The sequence below is a fragment of the Microbacterium sp. NPDC087665 genome, assembly GCF_044743285.1.
GTDB lineage: Bacteria > Actinomycetota > Actinomycetes > Actinomycetales > Microbacteriaceae > Microbacterium.
The window spans coordinates 88,592-104,931 of the sequence record NZ_JBIUWD010000004.1 but is presented as its reverse complement, the minus strand read 5'-3'; the positions used below and the strand labels follow the sequence as shown (position 1 = coordinate 104,931).

Below are 16,340 nucleotides of genomic sequence, written 5' to 3'. Positions count from 1 at the left end.
ACACTGTGACGGGCTACGGTGCGACGCCGGATGCGGCCGGCTTGAATCCTGCGCGCACGTTCTCGCAGCATCCCGGGCGGCACACGTCGAAGCCGCCGGGCAGACCGGTGACCTTCTTGCGCTCGCTCGCCGCGCGTCCTTCGAGGCGCTCCTCGATCAGATCCACGATCCCGGCCACGAAGGCCGGGGACACACCGGGAGTCGGGGTGCGTGTGAAGGCGAGGCCCGCCTCCTCCGCGGCTTCCGCTGCCTCGGTGTCGAGGTCCCAGAGAACCTCCATGTGGTCGCTCATGAAGCCCACCGGCACGACGGCCACCGCGCGGCGCCCGCGTGCGGGAAGCTCAGCGATCACGTCGCAGACGTCGGGGTCGAGCCAGGGCTGGGAGGGAGGACCCGAGCGGGACTGGTAGACCAGCTCCCATGTCACGCCCTCCGATGCCGGAAGGGTCTGCAGAACGCGGTCCATCACCCAGGCGGCGACGGCCTCGTGCTGTGCGGCGTATGCGCCGCCCGGTCCCCATTCGATGTCGCGCGCACCGGAGCGCACGGCGTCATCGGTCGGGATGCTGTGCGTGGAGAAGAGGATCTGGATGTCTGCAGCGGCGATGCCCTGCGCAAGGAACTGCTCGATCGCCGAGCGCACGCCGTTCTCGAAGGCGTCCACGAATCCGGGGTGGTCGTAGAACGGACGGATCTTGTCGATCGTGACCGTCTCACCGAGCTTCGTGTCCTCGAGCACGCGAGCGAAATCCTCGCGGTACTGGCGGCAGCTCGAGAAGGAGCTGTATGCGCTCGTCGCGAAGGCGAGCAGAGTGGTGTTCCCCTCGGCCGACGCCGCTTCGACCGCCTCTTCGAGATACGGGGTCCAGTTGCGGTTGCCCCAGTAGACGGGCAGATCGATTCCGCGGGTCGCGAGCTCGGCTTCGAGCGCGGCCTTCAACGCACGGTTCTGCGCGTTGATGGGGCTCACTCCCCCGAAATGCCGATAGTGATGCGCGACCTCTTCGAGCCGCTCGTCGGGGATCCCGCGTCCGCGCGTCACATTACGCAGGAAGGGGATGACGTCATCCTGTCCCTCCGGACCACCGAAACCCGCGAGCAGGATGCCGTCGTACGCGACAGGAGTCGTGACGAAGGGGGCACCGCCTGCAGCCGCAGCGGAAGCAAAGGGAACGACGTTGGGTTCGATCACACTCACGCTTCCATCCTTTCACCTCTCCGGAGTGAGATGGGCCACGCCCTGGCGTAGGCTGTCATGGTTGCCGTCGGCGCCAACTGCGCCACCCCTCGGCGACATCCCCTCACCCCTGGGAGTTCAGCTGTGCCTGGAGAGAACCTCACCCGTATCGAAGCGCAGGAACGACGCGACGTCATCGGCACGGAGTCGTACGAGGTCGCGCTCGATCTGACGAAGGGCGCGGAGGTCTTCGGATCCCGCAGCGTCGTGAGATTCACCGCGACCCCCGAGAGCTTCACGTTCATCGACCTCATCGCGCGCGACGTGCGCGAGATCTCGCTCAACGGCGAGCAGCTCGACCCGACCGAGGTCTTCGCGGACTCGCGCATCGCGCTCACCGGCCTGCAGGAAGAGAACGTCCTCGTCGTCGATGCCGACTGCCTCTACACGAACACCGGCGAGGGCCTGCACCGGTTCGTCGACCCCGTCGACGAAGAGGTCTACCTCTACTCGCAGTTCGAGGTTCCGGACTCCCGCCGCGTCTTCGCGGTGTTCGAGCAGCCCGACCTCAAGGCGACCTTCCAGTTCACCATCACGGCTCCGGCCGCATGGAAGGTCATCTCCAACTCCCCCACGCCCGAGCCGATCGTCCACGACGACGACGTGACGGCCACGTGGGGCTTCGAACCCACCCCGCGGATCTCGTCGTACATCACTGCGCTCGTCGCCGGGCCATACGAGTCGACGTTCTCCGAGCTCACGAGCTCGTCCGGTCGCGTCATCCCCCTCGGCGTCTACGGACGCAAGAGCCTCTGGCAGCACCTCGATGCGGACTACATCTTCGACAAGACGCGTCAGGGCTTCGCCTACTACGAGTCGAAGTTCGGTGTTCCCTACCCGTTCGCGAAGTACGACCAGCTCTTCGTCCCGGAGTTCAACGCGGGCGCGATGGAGAACGCGGGAGCGGTGACCTTCACCGAGTCGTACGTGTTCCGCAGCAAGGTGACCGACGCGATCAAGGAACGTCGCGTCGTCACGATCCTGCACGAGCTCGCCCACATGTGGTTCGGCGATCTCGTCACCATGAAGTGGTGGAACGACCTCTGGCTCAACGAGTCCTTCGCCGAGTGGGCGTCGACCATCGCCACCGCCGAGGCGACGGAGTGGACCGAAGCCTGGACCACGTTCAACGCGATGGAGAAGACCTGGGCGTACCGCCAGGACCAGCTCCCCTCGACGCACCCCATCGTCGCCGAGATCAACGACCTCGAAGATGTGCAGGTCAACTTCGACGGCATCACCTACGCCAAGGGCGGCTCCGTACTCAAGCAGCTCGCCGCCTGGGTCGGCATCGAGGCGTTCTTCGCCGGTGTCTCGCAGTACTTCCAGAAGCACTCCTGGGGCAACACCGAGCTGAGCGACCTGCTCACCGAGCTCGAGGCGACCAGCGGGCGCGACCTGAGCACGTGGTCGAAGAAGTGGCTGGAGACCGCGGGCGTCAACACGCTCGAGCCGGTCATCGCCGAAGACGGAGCCGGCGTCATCTCGCGCTTCGCGGTCACGCAGACCGCACCCGCCGACTATCCGACGATCCGCCCGCACCGCCTGGGAATCGGCTTCTACACGCTGAAGGACGGCGCGCTCACCCGCACCCACTACCTCGAGGTCGACATCGACGGCGACCGCACCGAGGTTCCGGAGCTGCAGGGTCTGGCGCAGCCCGATCTCGTGCTGCTGAACGACGAAGACCTCGCCTACGCGAAGATCCGGCTCGACGAGCGCTCGCTCGCGACCGCGATCGCGCACCTCGCCGATATCCACGACCCGCTCGCTCGGTCGCTGGTCTGGGGCGCTGCCTGGGATCAGACGCGCGACGCCGAGAGCGCTGCATCCGACTACATCGATCTCGTCCTCGGCAACATCGGACGCGAGACCGAGTCCACGACTGTGCGCACGACGCTCGCGCAGTTGCGCACGGCCGCGACGCTGTACGTCAGCCCCGACGCCCGTGACGCCGCACGCCTGAAGGTCGCCGACGGCCTCTGGAACCTCGCTGAGTCCGCCGATTCCGGCAGCGACAGCCAGCTCCAGTTCGTCACGGCGTTCGCGAACTCACTCGTCACCCCGGAGCACGCCGGCATCATCGGACGCCTCCGTTCCGGCGAGGAGACCCTCCCGGGCCTCGAGATCGACGCAGACCTCAGCTGGCAGCTCCTCGTCGGTCTCGCCACCATCGGCGCGGCGGATGCGGCGACGATCGATGGCGCGCTCGCCGCAGACAACACGGCGAAGGGTGCGGAGTTCGCCGCTCAGGCTCGTGCCGCGCTGCCCGACGCCGCCTCGAAGAAGGTTGCGTGGGACTCGCTCATCGAGCGCGACGACGCCCCGAACACGATCGTCCGCGCCGCCGCGCTCGGCTTCGTGCACCCGGCGGGTGTCGAGGCGCTGCGCGACTTCGTTCCCGCGTACTTCGACATGCTCCTGCCGATCTGGGAGTCGCGCACCTACCAGATCGCCCAGTACCTCGTGACGGGGCTCTTCCCGACCGCGCTCGCCGATGTGGCGCTGCGCGACGCGACGCGTTCGTGGCTGTCGACGAACCCCGATGCCGCTCCGGCACTGCGTCGCCTGGTTCTCGAGAACCTCGCCGACGTCGAGCGGTCGCTCGCTGCGCAGTCGCGCGACGCCGACGACTGAGGTCATCGATCCGAGAGGCTCAGCGAACGTCATCCGACGGCTCGCTGAGCCTCTCGTGTACCCAGCCCGCGCCGAGGCGCGATCGCTAGGATCGAGATGATGAAGCCGTTCGACACCGTCCCCGCTCCCGAGACCGACATCCCGACCATCTGGAAGGACGTTCTCGCTGCGCTGGGCGAGCTCGGCGGTACGGCACTGGCCGTCGCCATCATCATCATCAGCTGCGTCGTCATCGCGCTGGTGCTGCGCGTGGTGATCCGCCGGGTCGTGCACCGCATCGTCGACAGCGCGAAGAACAAGGCATCGGTGGATGACACCCAGGCCATCGAGCGCTCGCCACTCGCCGATATGCGGCTGGTGCAGCGCACCCGCACGCTCGGATCGATCCTGCAGAACATCGTCAACGTGATGCTCGTCATCATCGCGCTCGTGCTCATCGTCAACGCGATCGACAACGCTCTCCTCGGCTCGCTCACCCTGCTCACCGCCGCGGTCGGAGCGGGTCTTGGTTTCGGCGCGCAGAACATCGTGAAAGACGTGCTGAACGGCATCTTCCTCGTCGCCGAAGATCAGATCGGCATCGGTGACGTCGTCGATCTCGGCCTCGCCACCGGGGTCGTCGAATACGTCAGTGTGCGGATCACGCAGGTCCGCGACGTCAACGGCACGCTCTGGTACGTGCGCAACGGCGAGGTGCTGCGCATCGGCAACATGTCGCAGGGCTGGGCCCGAGCGATCATCGACCTCGGCGTTCCGACCGACTCCGACCTCGAGGTCGTCGAGCAGACGGTGCTCGAGACGGCGCTGTCGCTCGCCAAGGACCCGAAGTGGCGCACGCGCATCGTCGAGAAGCCCGAACTGTGGGGACTCGAGTCGATCGAGGGTGACGCCCTGGTCGTGCGCGTCGTGATCAAGGCACGCGCGAACGCGAAGGACGACGTCGCTCAGGAACTCCGCAAGCGCCTGCGCACGGCTCTCGCCGAGAAGGAGATCGCGATCCCCCGTATGCAGGCCGTCGTGCCCACGGGCCTGGACGGAGCACGTCGGGTGCGGGGAGCGAATCCGCCCCGGACGCGCCCGAACGCCGTGACCGGTGTGCCGGTCGTACCCTCCCGCGGAATCTGGCGCCGCAAGAAGCAGACCGACGAAGGGCAGACCGAGCTGTGACGTTCTACGACGAGGTCGGCGGGCGCGAGACGTTCGCGAAGATCGTCTCCGTGTTCTATCGCGAGGTCGCGCTCGACCCCGTGCTCAAGCCCATGTATCCCGAGGAGGATCTGGGCCCCGCGGAAGAGCGGCTCCTCCTCTTCCTCGAGCAGTACTGGGGTGGGCCGACGACCTATGGCGACACGCGCGGACACCCGCGCCTGCGCATGCGTCACATGCCGTTCCATGTCGACCCGGATGCCCGTGATCGTTGGCTCCGGCACATGCGGACCGCCGTCGACGAGGCGCAGTTGTCGCCCCTCCACGAATCCACGCTGTGGGACTATCTCGAACGCGCCGCATATGCCATGGTGAACACACTCGAGCCATCCGGCATCGGCACGGCCGCTGACGGGCGTCCCACGCTCGAGACCCGCTCACGTCAGGAATCAACGGAGACCCCATGACGACCACGCCCCCGTCCGCAGACGTTCTGATCATCGGGTGGGGGTTGGCCGGACTCGTGGCCGCCTGCGAAGCACTCGATGCCGGGCGCCGTGTCATCCTCATCGACCAGGAACCGCGCACCAACCTCGGCGGTCAGGCCTGGTGGTCGTTCGGCGGGCTCTTCTTCATCGACTCGCCCGAGCAGCGTCGCATGGGCATCCGCGACTCCGTGGAACTGGCCACGCAGGACTGGTTCGGGTCAGCGGGATTCGATAGACCCGAAGACGAGTGGCCGCGACGATGGGCCGAGGCATACCTGCAATTCGCCGCCGGCGAGAAGCGCGCCTGGCTGCGCGAGCGGGGCGTGGGCTTCTTCCCGGTCGTCGGGTGGGCGGAGCGTGGCGGTTACGGGGCGATCGGACCGGGGAACTCCGTGCCGCGCTTCCACATCACCTGGGGCACGGGACCCGGCATCGTCGCCCCGTTCGCCGCGCGAGTCGAACAAGCCGAGCGTGAGGGACGGATCACCATCCTCCCCCGCCATCGGGTCACCGATCTGGTGGTGACGGATGGTGCCGTCACCGGTGCGCGCGGGAGCGTGCTCGCCGCGAGCGGCGAGGCGCGCGGCGTCGAGTCGTCCCGCGAGGCGGTCGGGGAGTTCGAGATCCATGCCGGCGCGACGATCGTCTCCTCGGGCGGCATCGGGGGCAACCACGACCTCGTGCGCGCGGCATGGCCCGCGCGCCTGGGCACGCCGCCCGCGCACATGCTCACCGGAGTCCCCGCGTACGTCGACGGTTCGATGCACGCGGTCAGCGCGTCCGCCGGTGCCCGCCTCATCAACGGCGATCGGATGTGGCACTACGTCGAGGGCATCACCAACTGGGACCCGGTGTGGCCCTCTCACGGCATCCGAATCCTCCCCGGCCCTTCGTCGCTCTGGCTGGACGCCACCGGTGCACGGCTCCCCGTCCCGCTGTTCCCGGGGTTCGACACGCTCGGCACCCTGGAGCATCTGCGCACGACCGGATACGACCACTCGTGGTTCGTGACGTCGCGCCAGATCGTCGAGAAGGAATTCGCTCTGTCTGGCAGCGAGCAGAACCCCGATCTGACCGGCAAGGACGTGGGTCTGCTGCTCAAATCCCGCCTCGCGAAGGGCCCGACCGGGCCCGTGCAGTCGTTCCTCGATGAGGGCGTCGACTTCATCGTGGAGAACGACCTCGAGTCTCTTCTCGAGCAGATGAGGCGTCATCCGGGCGGGGAGAGCCTCGACATCGACAACGTGCGGCGCGAGGTGCAGGCACGCGATCGTGAGATGGACAACGACTTCACGAAGGATGCTCAGATCGGCATGCTCCGCTCGATGCGCGGCTACCGCGGTGACAAGCTCATCCGCACCGCTGCCCCTCATCGGCTACAGGATTCCGCAGCCGGCCCGCTCGTCGCGGTCAAGCTGCACGTGCTGACCCGCAAGTCGCTGGGCGGAATCAACACCGACCTCGACGGTCGCGCGCTCGGTGCGGACGGTGCGGTCATCCCCGGACTCTTCGCGGCCGGAGAAGCCAGCGGCTTCGGGGGCGGCGGAGTGCACGGTTATCGGGCCCTCGAGGGCACGTTCCTCGGCGGATGCCTGTTCTCCGGGCGGCAAGCGGGCCGAGCAGCCGCGCGCTGACGCGGCGAACCTCTCGTCGGTGCGTCAGCCGAGCAGGTCGCCGGCGCCCGTGCCGCGTACCGCGGTCAGGCCGGAGGCGACGGGCCCTCGCGACAGCACATGCCCGCGGCGGAAGGCCAGTCTCGTCCATCGGCCCGAGCGGGTGACGGGCACGTCTTCTTCGCCGGAGATGAAACCCAGAGCGTCGGCCGCGAATGCGACACCGCGCGGCAGTCCCGCGAGATCGTCATCGGGCTCGCCCCAGATCGCTGCACGCAGAGCGCGGACCGCTTCTTCGCCGGCACCGGGCGTCGCACCGCGCGCGACGGCCGAGATGCCCCACTGCGCGCGATTCGCGATGACCGACGCCGGAAGCGACGCATGCGCCTCCCAGCCGGTGCGCGGCGGCGCGATCCCCGCCCAGGCGGGCGACAGGCCGGTCTCCGGCAGAACCAGCTGGTGGCTCTCCTCCCCCGCTGCGAGCTCGCCCACGACGATGTCGCACGCGAGCTCCGGATCCGCACGCACGATGCGCATCCCCAGCACCGTGGGCGTCTGGTCGAACAGGCCGTGCGGGGCGAGGGCCGCGGTGGTCAGGGCGAGCACCCCGTCGGATGCCTGCAGACGCACGCCCTCGTCGGTGATCCGTGTGGCCCGGCCCACGAATGTCAGGACGTCTTTGGAGGTCTCGGCGTCTGCGAGCAGGAGGTGGAGCGGCACGGGTTCTAAACTACCAACGGAGCGGCACTCGGGGCCGCAGAGAGGGAGATATGAGCACGGAGAACCACGCCGTCCGGACCGTCGAACAGCTGTTGGCGGTGCTCGACCTCGACTCGACCCAGGCGCGCACGACGGAGGATATCTTCACCGGCGCCTCCCACCCCATGCCGAGTGGGCGCATCTACGGTGGGCAGGTGCTCGCCCAGAGCCTGATCGCCGCCGAGCGAACCTTGCCCGAGGACCGCGCCGTGCACTCGATGCACGGCTACTTCCTTCGCCCCGGTGACGCGAGCCAGGGCATCACGATCGCCGTCGATCGGATTCATGACGGACGCTCCTTCTCGACCCGTCGATCGCAGGCCTACCAGAACGGTGTGCCGATCTTCTCGATGATCGCGTCGTTCCAGGACGAGGGTCCGGGCGTCGAGCATGCGGAGCCGATGCCCACGGATGTTCCCGCGCCGGAGGATCTGCTCCCGGATGAAGCGACGGTGGAGGGTCTGCCCGGCGGTGCGGCGCGGATGCTCACCGACCGCGCGGCCGATGTGCGCCATATCGGCCAGCCGCTCTATCTTCCGAACACGGACGAGCGCGTCCCCCAGCAGGGCGTGTGGATGCGCCTTCGCGCGCCTCTTCCCGACGACCCCCGCCTGCATCGTGCCGCTCTCGCCTACCTCAGCGACATGACGATCCAGGAGTCGATCCTGCGCGCGCACGGGGCGTACTGGGCGCTTCCAGGGCTCAAGGTTGCAAGCCTCGATCACGCCATGTGGTGGCACCGTCCGGCGCGCGTCGACGACTGGCTGCTGTACGTGCAGGAATCGCCGAACGCCCGAGGCGGGCGCGGTCTCGCCACCGGGAGGATCTACACGCGCGACGGGTCGCTCGTCGCGAGCGTCGCTCAGGAGATCATGATCCGCGTTCCCGACGTCGACTCCCCGGCACAGGCCTGACGGACGGCGCCGCTCGTCTCAGCGGTGAGCGTATTCGATCGAGGGCCCGACGAACGGCTCCCAGGCCTCACGCATCTCCGACGTGAGACGAGTCGGTCGCCCGGTCTGCGCATCGACGAGCACGATGATCGCCGTCGACCGCGCGTAGATCACGCGCGGTTCCGCGGCGGGGTCGTTATGCACCTCGTAGCAGACCTCGACGCTCGAGCCGCCGAGCTTGCCGAACCACATCTGGACTTCGAGAGGCCGACGCTGATAAGGCACGGGAGCGAGATACTCGATCTCCTGCCGTGCGATCAGCGTCAGCACTCCTTCGTCGATTCCTGAGTCGAGCACTGCCGTCGTGGGCGCCTCTTCCCCGGGGCCCGCGCGCCAGAACGCCCGGACACGGGCTTCTTCGAGCAGCTTGAGCATCGAGGTGTTGTTGACGTGGTTGAATGCGTCCAGATCACCCCAGCGGAGGTGGATCGGGATGTGCAGGCGCGGCCCCGCCGTCGTGCTCGACTCAGACATGCGGACTCAGTCGCGCGTGAGCTTGCGGTGGGTGGAGCGGTGCGGCTTGGCCGCGTCTGCTCCGAGCCGCTCGATCTTGTTCTCCTCGTAGGCCTCGAAGTTGCCCTCGAACCAGTACCACTGGTCGGGCTTCTCGTCGGTTCCTTCGTAGGAGAGAATGTGCGTCGCGATGCGGTCGAGGAACCACCGGTCGTGCGTGATGACCACAGCGCAACCGGGGAACTCGAGCAGAGCATTCTCGAGCGATCCCAGCGTCTCGACGTCGAGGTCGTTGGTGGGCTCGTCGAGGAGCAGCAGGTTGCCACCCTCTTTGAGGGTGAGCGCCAGGTTGAGGCGGTTGCGCTCACCGCCCGAGAGCACTCCGGCCTTCTTCTGCTGGTCGGGTCCCTTGAAGCCGAACTTCGACACGTAGGCGCGAGAGGGGATCTCGGTCTTGCCGACGGTGATGTAGTCGAGCCCCTCGGAAACGACCTCCCACAGTGTCTTGTTGGGGTCGATGTTCGAGCGCGACTGGTCGACGTAGCTGATCTTGACCGTCTCACCGATCTTGAGGTCGCCCCCGTCGAGAGGCTCGAGCCCGACGATCGTCTTGAACAGGGTCGTCTTTCCCACACCGTTCGGGCCGATCACACCGACGATGCCGTTCGGCGGCAGACTGAAGCTGAGCCCGGAGATGAGCGAGCGGCCGTCGAACCCCTTCTGGAGGTTCTTGGCGTCGATGACGATGCCACCGAGACGCGGGCCCGCGGGAATCTGGATCTCCTCGAAGTCCAGTTTCCGGGTGCGTTCCGCCTCCGATGCCATCTCCTCGTAGCGGGCCAGACGCGCCTTCGACTTCGTCTGACGCCCCTTGGCGCTCGATCGGACCCACTCGAGCTCTTCCTTCAGGCGCTTCGCGAGCTTCGCGTCCTTCTTGCCCTGGATCTCGAGGCGTTCGCCCTTCTTCTCCAGGTAGGTCGAGTAGTTGCCCTCGTAGCCGATCAGGCGACCGCGGTCGACTTCGGCGATCCACTCGGCGACGTGGTCGAGGAAGTACCGGTCGTGTGTGATCGCGATGACCGCGCCCTTGTACGACTGGAGGTGCTGCTCCAACCACAGAACGCTCTCGGCGTCGAGGTGGTTGGTGGGCTCGTCGAGCAGAAGCAGGTCGGGCTTCTGGAGGAGCAACTTCGCGAGTGCGACGCGACGCTTCTCACCGCCGGAGAGCGGCGCCACAGCGGCATCGCCCGGCGGGGTGCGCAGCGCGTCCATCGCCTGGTCGAGCTGCGAATCCAGGTCCCAGCCGTCGGCCGCATCGATCTCTTCCTGCAGCGAGCCCATCTCGGCGAGGAGCGCGTCGAAGTCGGCGTCGGGATCGGCCATGAGCGCGGAGATCTCGTTGAAGCGGTCGACCTTCGCCTTGATCGCGATGCCGTCCTGGATGTTCTCCAGCACCGTCTTCGTCTCGTCGAGCACGGGTTCCTGCATCAGGATGCCGACGCTGAATCCGGGCGAGAGCTTCGCTTCGCCGTTGGATGGCGTGTCGAGCCCGGCCATGATCTTGAGGATCGTCGACTTACCCGCACCGTTCGGGCCGACCATGCCGATCTTGGCGCCGGGAAGGAACGCCATCGTGACATCGTCGAGAATGAGCTTCTCGCCCACCGCCTTGCGGGCACGGACCATCGAGTAGATGTACTCAGCCACCGGAAAACGCTCCTTCTTTCTGCGTCGAAGATCGACACTCCAGCCTACCGGCTGCCCGGGAGGTCACCAGTCGATCGGGCGTGTGGTTCCGATCAGGCAGCGCCCTTCGGCCAGCTGCGGCATCACCTGGACCACGAGTTGCCCCGTCGATGGGCCGACTTGTCCGATCAGGCAGTCGTTCTCACCCCAGCGCACGGAGAACTGCAGACTCTCCGCGGCGTGACCGACGGTCGAGAGATCGTTGGTCACCTGCATCGCGTCTCGATCGAAGCCCACGCCGATCAAGGCATCGATGTACGCGCGCCCCTCGCCACGCTGCTCCGACTCCCACACTGCCTGCGCGGTGGCCTCGAAGATGGGCAGGTTCTCTGCGGCCGTGCCATCGGGAAGGAAGGCGACCTCCACAGGACTGGCAGAAGGGGCCGGGGTGCTGGAGGCACTGCCGGTCGGCTCGGGCTGCGGCGTGCACGCCGCGAGCAGGAGAACTACGCCGACCGCGGCGGTCAGGCCGGCGGCCGCGCGTGAAACGGATGACACCGATCGTCGAAGCACGCCCCGAGTCTACGGTGCGCTCCTGTCGACCTCCGCCGCACGACACGGCCCGCCCCTGCCGCACGCCGCTCGATCAGAACGGGGTCGACCCCACGACATCGGAGGTCGTGTCGGTCACGGCCCATGAAGTGTCGAGAGGTGTGTCCGCGTCATCGGCAGCCGCGATCGAATCGTCGCCCACGCCCGAGGCCGGACGGAGCTCGTCGTCTGCGACGCGAGTGGTCGGATCCGACGCGCTCGAACGACTCGCACGCAGATACGCGGTGGTTCCCCAGCGCAGATCATGCCCCACGGCCTCCGCGTCGATGTCGACGCTCGTGCCGTGCTTCCCGTTGCTCTCCCAGTTCCGAATCCGCAGCCGGCCGGTGACGATCACGCTGTCGCCCGTGCGCAACGACGCCTTCGTGTGCTCTCCGAGCTGTCTGTAGGCGGCCACCGAGTACCAGTTGGTGCCGGCGTCGATCCATGATCCGGTCGCGGCGTCGAACCGCCGGTGGGTGCTCGCGAGCCGGAAGTTCGTCACCGAGACTCCCCCACCGATCTGCGCCTGCGTGGGGTCCGTGGCCACCTTCCCCACGATCGTCACTGAATCCGTCATCGTTCTCTCCTCTGAAAGCCGAGTCGTCCGCTCGGGTCATCCCAGAGTGAGCCAGTGCAGTTGCCGTACCGGTTCGGTCATCCGCGATCTGTGCAGACTGGAGAATCCCAGGCCAGGGTGCAGGAATGGTGGATACCGCGCGGGGAAGCTCGTCGCGTCCGAATGTCGGTGGTCGCTCGTATGTTCGAATCGAAAGGAGAAACCATGTCAGAGCCCTCCACCATCCCCGTGCTACCGCGTTCGTACGCGCCCCCACGCATCACTTCCACACGCGAACATCTCGTTCCCGCCGCGGATCATCTGTGGAGGGTTCAGGAGAACGATTCCGGGAAGGTCCTCGGTCATCTCCGAGTCCTGAGTGATCCGCTCGGTCTCCGCTATCGCGCCGAACGCCTGCAGCTCGCATCCGGGGCATTCCGAATGATCGGCGAATTCTGGCAGCCCGACGACGCGGTGTCCGTGCTGCGCTATTCGTGATGATGGTCTCGCGGCGCATGTCGTCACGAGGTTCCGGTGCCCCCGGCAGGATTCGAACCTGCGACCGGCGGATTAGAAGGCCGCTGCTCTTCCGCTGAGCTACGGAGGCGAGTACATCAACCGTATCGTGCCCGCACCCCGGTGTCGGAGCCGTCGATAGGATGACGACATGGTATCTGCGTCGGAGAACGATCGGCTCGTATGGATCGACTGTGAGATGACGGGACTCGATCTGTCGATCGATGAACTCGTCGAGATCGCTGTCGTCATCACGGATTTCGGGCTCCACCCTGTCGATCCGGGTTTCCAGGTGGTGATCCGGCCGAGCCAGGCCGCCCTGGAACACATGAACGACTTCGTCACGAAGATGCACGAGTCATCCGGACTGATCGATGAGATGCCGCACGGCATCTCTCTGGAAGACGCCGAGGCCCAGACGCTGGCGTACATCAAGCGTTTCGTCCCTCTCGAGCGCAAGGCTCCCCTCGCGGGCAACACGATCGGCACCGACCGCATGTTCCTCGCGAAGTACATGCCGCAGATCGACCAATGGCTGCACTACAGAAACGTCGACGTGTCGAGCATCAAGGAACTGTCGCGACGCTGGTACCCCCGCGTCTTCTTCCAGGCGCCCTCCAAAGACGGCGGTCACCGCGCGCTCGCCGACATCCTCGAGTCGATCCGCGAACTGCAGTACTACCGCGACGCGGTCTTCGTCGAGGCCCCGGGTCCGTCGAGCGACGACGCGAAAGAAATCGCTACGCGCACGGTGTCAGAGTTCACGCCGAACATGTAATAGACTCATCTGGTTGCCCGCTCCGGTGGGCACATGGTGGGTATAGCTCAGCTGGTAGAGCGCTGGCTTGTGGTGCCGGATGTCGCGGGTTCGAGTCCCGTTACTCACCCCATGAGAAGAAGCTCGGGTCCTCGGACTCGAGCTTCTTCTGCGTTACGGCGGCTGCCGTCTCGCACGAGCGCACCATGCACCGCACCCTAGACTGACGGGGTGTCACTCGCGGTCTGGTTCTCACTGCTGACGGCCTCCGTGGTGATCAGCTTCACCCCGGGCGCCGGGGCCATCAACACGATGTCCAATGCCCTCAACCACGGCTGGCGTCGGTCCATCTGGGGGATCATCGGACAACAGCTCGCGCTGATCGTGCACGTGGCGATCGTCGCCGCAGGCGTCGGGCTTCTCGTCTCGCGCTCCGAAGTCCTCTTCAACGGCATCCGTTACGCGGGTGCCGCATACCTGGTCTATCTCGGCATCCGCCTGATTCTCACGACTCCGCCTGCGGTTGAACCCGACGATACGGACGACCTGCTCGCGCCGCGCGAAGGGCACTGGTCCATGATCCGGCGTGGTTTCTGGGTGAACCTGCTCAATCCGAAGGCGATCGTCTTCTTCCTGGCGTTCATCCCGCAGTTCATTCGTCTGGATGAGCCGCCGATCCCGCAGTACCTCGTGCTGATCACGACGGTGATCATCGTCGACGTGATCGTCATGTGGGGGTTCTTCGCGGCCGCGGCGGGCCCTTTCCGACGCCTGACTCGATCACCGCGCGGCCAGCGCACGCTCAACATGGTCTTCGGTGCGTTGTTCATCGGTGTCGCAGCCCTGCTCGTCTTCCTCCACTGACGCCCCGCTCCCTCATCGCGCGCCCCTAGGCTGGACGCAATGGAGATGGACGCGGAGACATTCGAGCGACTCGTCATCGACGAGCTCGATAGCCTGCCCGACGACATGGTCGACGGACTCGACAACGTCGTCTTCGTCGTCGAGGACCGACCCGAAGACGGCAGCCTCGACCTTCTGGGGCTCTATGACGGGCTCGCGCTGACCGAGCGCACGCAGTACGGCATGGGAGAGCTTCCCGACCGCATCGTGGTCTTCCGGGAGCCGCACCTCGCCGTGTGCAACGACGACGACGAGCTCCGCGATGAGGTCCACACGACTCTGGTGCACGAGATCGCCCATTTCTACGGTCTCGATGACGCGCAGCTCCACGAGATGGGCTGGGCATGAGCACGCCGATGGCGACTCCGGAGCTCGACGAGATCACCGAGCTGCGCGCCGCCCCGCTCGAGCCGTGGCAGGTCGTGGTGTGGAACGATCCGGTCAATCTCATGAGCTACGTCGTGCGGGTCTTCCGCACATACTTCGGCTATTCCTCCGATCACGCCACGTCTCTCATGCTCGCTGTGCATCACGAGGGGCACGCGATCGTCGCGACCGGCCCGCGCGAGACCATGGAGGTGCACGCGCAGGCGATGCACGACTACGGTCTGTGGGCTACCGTTCGAAAGGCATCCGAGTGAATTCCGCCGGCATCTCGACGTCGCTCGTCCGGCTCGAGGGGATCCGGCTCGCGCAGTTGGTGGGCGAGTTCCGTGAACTGCTCGCCACCGCCGACATGCGCGACGAAGCGCTCAACCGTCTGACGCCGAATCCTTATCCCGACGACGCGAACGCCGCGCGGGAATTCGCCGATGGCACGAGAAGCGAGCTTCTCGACCGGCGCGGCGCGGATGCCCTGACCGTGCACGAGGCTCTCGCCGAGTTCCGAATCGACGGGGACGAGATCTCCGAAGAAGAAGCGCTCAGGGTGCAAGACCTGGTCGTGCCACCCCAAGACGTGGATGCGTGGCTGCGCACCCTCAACGCGATCCGCCTGGTGATCGCGTCACGCCTCGAGATCGACGGCGAAGACGATCACGACCCCGACGACCCGCGTTACGGCGTCTACGACTGGCTCGGCTACCGTCTCGAGCTTCTCATCCAAGCGGCAGAGGACGCCGAGTCTCCATGAGCTGAGCAGCGTCAGGGAATCGTGACGATCCGCGACGCGAGCGAGCGCGGGTCATCACGACGGATGTGGCGGCGCTCCTGCGCCGCCCAGCGATCCCAGTGCGGCCGATACGTCTCTCCGTCGCGAGTCAGCGCACGGGCCTTCCGCGTAGATTCCGCCGCATCGACCCAGATGCGGACGTCGCCGAGCGCGGCGGTCGCCGGAGTGAGCAGCCCGCTACCCTCGACGATCAGCCCGAGGGCGGGATCGACGGCGTGGCTCTCGGCCTCCGTGCCGTTCTCCCAGTCCCAGCGTCGCCACGTGCCCAGGAGGCCTCGACCGTGCGGTCGGAGAATCCAGTCCAGAGCCCGCTCCACTCCCCCGTCTAGCCCATCCCACCCGGGATACAACGAGTCCAAGGCGACAACCTGCACGCGGCCGGCGAGTGGCCATGCCTCGGCGAGACGAGCGGCGAGAGAGGACTTGCCGGCACCGCTGCGGCCATCGATGAGAACCACCGGGTTCGCGGCAGCGAGCCCGCGGATGTCGTCGGAGATCAGTGCCGCGGCATGCGTCAGAGCGGCCGCGACCGGATCGTCACTTCTTGAGGGCACGGATGACGCGTGAGAGCGCTCGTCCAGCGACCCAGACGAACGGTACAGCGACGACGAGCAGCGTCACGATGTTCGGTTCGAACCGAAGCCCCTCCTCGCGGCGCACGTAGACGCCGACGGGGATAGACACTCCGCCACCGCCACCGCCCTCCGCACCGTCACCGCTGCCTCCGCCGAAGCCGGAGTAGGTGAAGGCGACAGGCGTGATGCTGACGCCATCGACGTCCTGCGGCTCTCCATAGGCGGTCTTCACGCCGAAGGAGGCGGCCTGTTTTCCGAGTTCGAGTGCAATGTTCGGCATGACCCCACGCTACTCG

General features: G+C 66.7%; 19 protein-coding genes and 2 tRNA genes. 12 read left to right on the top strand and 9 right to left on the bottom strand.

Going from position 1 to position 16,340, the window contains the following annotated elements; all coding sequences use genetic code 11:
• Positions 1-13: 13 nt before the first annotated feature.
• On the bottom strand, positions 14-1,198 hold the full coding sequence (locus tag ACIOSY_RS10345) for a ferrochelatase (RefSeq protein ID WP_400852851.1): 1,185 nt from the start codon (positions 1,196-1,198) through the stop codon (positions 14-16).
• A 123-nt stretch (positions 1,199-1,321) separates the two neighbouring features.
• Here ACIOSY_RS10345 and pepN point away from each other — a divergent pair, with 123 nt between their 5' ends.
• The 4 genes from pepN to ACIOSY_RS10325 all read left to right on the top strand — a co-directional run bounded on the left by pepN (position 1,322) and on the right by ACIOSY_RS10325 (position 7,142).
• On the top strand, positions 1,322-3,874 hold the full coding sequence (gene pepN, locus ACIOSY_RS10340; protein WP_400852849.1) for an aminopeptidase N: 2,553 nt from the start codon (positions 1,322-1,324) through the stop codon (positions 3,872-3,874).
• Between the two features lie 96 nt (positions 3,875-3,970).
• On the top strand, positions 3,971-5,041 hold the full coding sequence (locus ACIOSY_RS10335; protein ID WP_400852847.1) for a mechanosensitive ion channel family protein: 1,071 nt from the start codon (positions 3,971-3,973) through the stop codon (positions 5,039-5,041).
• The gene (locus ACIOSY_RS10330; protein WP_400852845.1) at positions 5,038-5,487 is read left to right on the top strand and encodes a globin; all 450 of its coding nucleotides are present in this window, start codon (positions 5,038-5,040) and stop codon (positions 5,485-5,487) included. The genes ACIOSY_RS10335 and ACIOSY_RS10330 overlap by 4 nt, the downstream gene beginning before the upstream one ends.
• Positions 5,484-7,142, top strand: coding sequence for an FAD-binding dehydrogenase (locus ACIOSY_RS10325; RefSeq protein WP_400852843.1), 1,659 nt, complete (start codon positions 5,484-5,486; stop codon positions 7,140-7,142). Before ACIOSY_RS10330 ends, ACIOSY_RS10325 begins: the two co-directional genes overlap by 4 nt.
• Before the next feature lie 24 nt (positions 7,143-7,166).
• Here the strand turns inward: ACIOSY_RS10325 and ACIOSY_RS10320 are convergent, their stop codons facing one another.
• Positions 7,167-7,841, bottom strand: coding sequence for a hypothetical protein (locus tag ACIOSY_RS10320; RefSeq protein ID WP_400852841.1), 675 nt, complete (start codon positions 7,839-7,841; stop codon positions 7,167-7,169).
• Positions 7,842-7,891: 50 nt separating this feature from the next.
• Between ACIOSY_RS10320 and ACIOSY_RS10315 the strand changes: the two genes are divergently transcribed.
• Entirely contained in the window at positions 7,892-8,794 is a 903-nt protein-coding gene (locus ACIOSY_RS10315) for an acyl-CoA thioesterase (protein ID WP_400852839.1), read from the top strand.
• Between the two features lie 18 nt (positions 8,795-8,812).
• On the opposite strand, the gene ACIOSY_RS10310 is transcribed toward ACIOSY_RS10315, so the two are convergent.
• The 4 genes from ACIOSY_RS10310 to ACIOSY_RS10295 form a co-directional block, all read right to left on the bottom strand.
• Complete coding sequence (locus ACIOSY_RS10310; protein WP_400852837.1) at positions 8,813-9,307, bottom strand: acyl-CoA thioesterase; 495 nt, start codon at positions 9,305-9,307, stop codon at positions 8,813-8,815.
• A 6-nt stretch (positions 9,308-9,313) separates the two neighbouring features.
• On the bottom strand, positions 9,314-10,993 hold the full coding sequence (ettA, locus tag ACIOSY_RS10305; RefSeq protein WP_400852835.1) for an energy-dependent translational throttle protein EttA: 1,680 nt from the start codon (positions 10,991-10,993) through the stop codon (positions 9,314-9,316).
• 63 nt (positions 10,994-11,056) lie between these two features.
• Positions 11,057-11,545, bottom strand: coding sequence for a DUF6993 domain-containing protein (locus ACIOSY_RS10300; RefSeq protein WP_400852833.1), 489 nt, complete (start codon positions 11,543-11,545; stop codon positions 11,057-11,059).
• 73 nt (positions 11,546-11,618) lie between these two features.
• Positions 11,619-12,143: a single-stranded DNA-binding protein gene (locus tag ACIOSY_RS10295; RefSeq protein ID WP_400852831.1), complete on the bottom strand. Its 525-nt coding sequence runs from the start codon at positions 12,141-12,143 to the stop codon at positions 11,619-11,621.
• A 204-nt stretch (positions 12,144-12,347) separates the two neighbouring features.
• Between ACIOSY_RS10295 and ACIOSY_RS10290 the strand changes: the two genes are divergently transcribed.
• Positions 12,348-12,620: a hypothetical protein gene (locus ACIOSY_RS10290; RefSeq protein ID WP_400852829.1), complete on the top strand. Its 273-nt coding sequence runs from the start codon at positions 12,348-12,350 to the stop codon at positions 12,618-12,620.
• 37 nt (positions 12,621-12,657) lie between these two features.
• Here ACIOSY_RS10290 and ACIOSY_RS10285 read toward each other — a convergent pair.
• Positions 12,658-12,729, bottom strand: a tRNA-Arg gene (locus ACIOSY_RS10285).
• A 60-nt stretch (positions 12,730-12,789) separates the two neighbouring features.
• On the opposite strand from ACIOSY_RS10285, the gene orn reads away from it, so the two are divergent.
• The 6 genes from orn to ACIOSY_RS10255 all read left to right on the top strand — a co-directional run bounded on the left by orn (position 12,790) and on the right by ACIOSY_RS10255 (position 15,430).
• Positions 12,790-13,416 (top strand): oligoribonuclease, encoded by a 627-nt coding sequence (gene orn, locus ACIOSY_RS10280; RefSeq protein WP_400852827.1) that lies wholly within the window; start codon positions 12,790-12,792, stop codon positions 13,414-13,416.
• Positions 13,417-13,452: 36 nt separating this feature from the next.
• Positions 13,453-13,528: transfer RNA gene (locus ACIOSY_RS10275), tRNA-His, on the top strand.
• Positions 13,529-13,626: 98 nt separating this feature from the next.
• Entirely contained in the window at positions 13,627-14,259 is a 633-nt protein-coding gene (locus ACIOSY_RS10270) for a LysE family transporter (RefSeq protein ID WP_400852825.1), read from the top strand.
• A 39-nt stretch (positions 14,260-14,298) separates the two neighbouring features.
• Positions 14,299-14,646: a metallopeptidase family protein gene (locus tag ACIOSY_RS10265; RefSeq protein WP_400852823.1), complete on the top strand. Its 348-nt coding sequence runs from the start codon at positions 14,299-14,301 to the stop codon at positions 14,644-14,646.
• The gene (clpS, locus tag ACIOSY_RS10260) at positions 14,643-14,939 is read left to right on the top strand and encodes an ATP-dependent Clp protease adapter ClpS (protein WP_400852821.1); all 297 of its coding nucleotides are present in this window, start codon (positions 14,643-14,645) and stop codon (positions 14,937-14,939) included. The genes ACIOSY_RS10265 and clpS overlap by 4 nt, the downstream gene beginning before the upstream one ends.
• Positions 14,936-15,430 (top strand): DUF2017 family protein, encoded by a 495-nt coding sequence (locus ACIOSY_RS10255; protein ID WP_400852819.1) that lies wholly within the window; start codon positions 14,936-14,938, stop codon positions 15,428-15,430. Before clpS ends, ACIOSY_RS10255 begins: the two co-directional genes overlap by 4 nt.
• A gap of 11 nt (positions 15,431-15,441) precedes the next feature.
• Here ACIOSY_RS10255 and ACIOSY_RS10250 read toward each other — a convergent pair whose 3' ends face one another.
• Together ACIOSY_RS10250 and ACIOSY_RS10245 are read right to left on the bottom strand one after the other, a co-directional pair.
• Entirely contained in the window at positions 15,442-16,023 is a 582-nt protein-coding gene (locus ACIOSY_RS10250; RefSeq protein WP_400852817.1) for a hypothetical protein, read from the bottom strand.
• Positions 16,007-16,324: a hypothetical protein gene (locus tag ACIOSY_RS10245; RefSeq protein ID WP_400852815.1), complete on the bottom strand. Its 318-nt coding sequence runs from the start codon at positions 16,322-16,324 to the stop codon at positions 16,007-16,009. Before ACIOSY_RS10245 ends, ACIOSY_RS10250 begins: the two co-directional genes overlap by 17 nt.
• Positions 16,325-16,340: the final 16 nt, after the last annotated feature.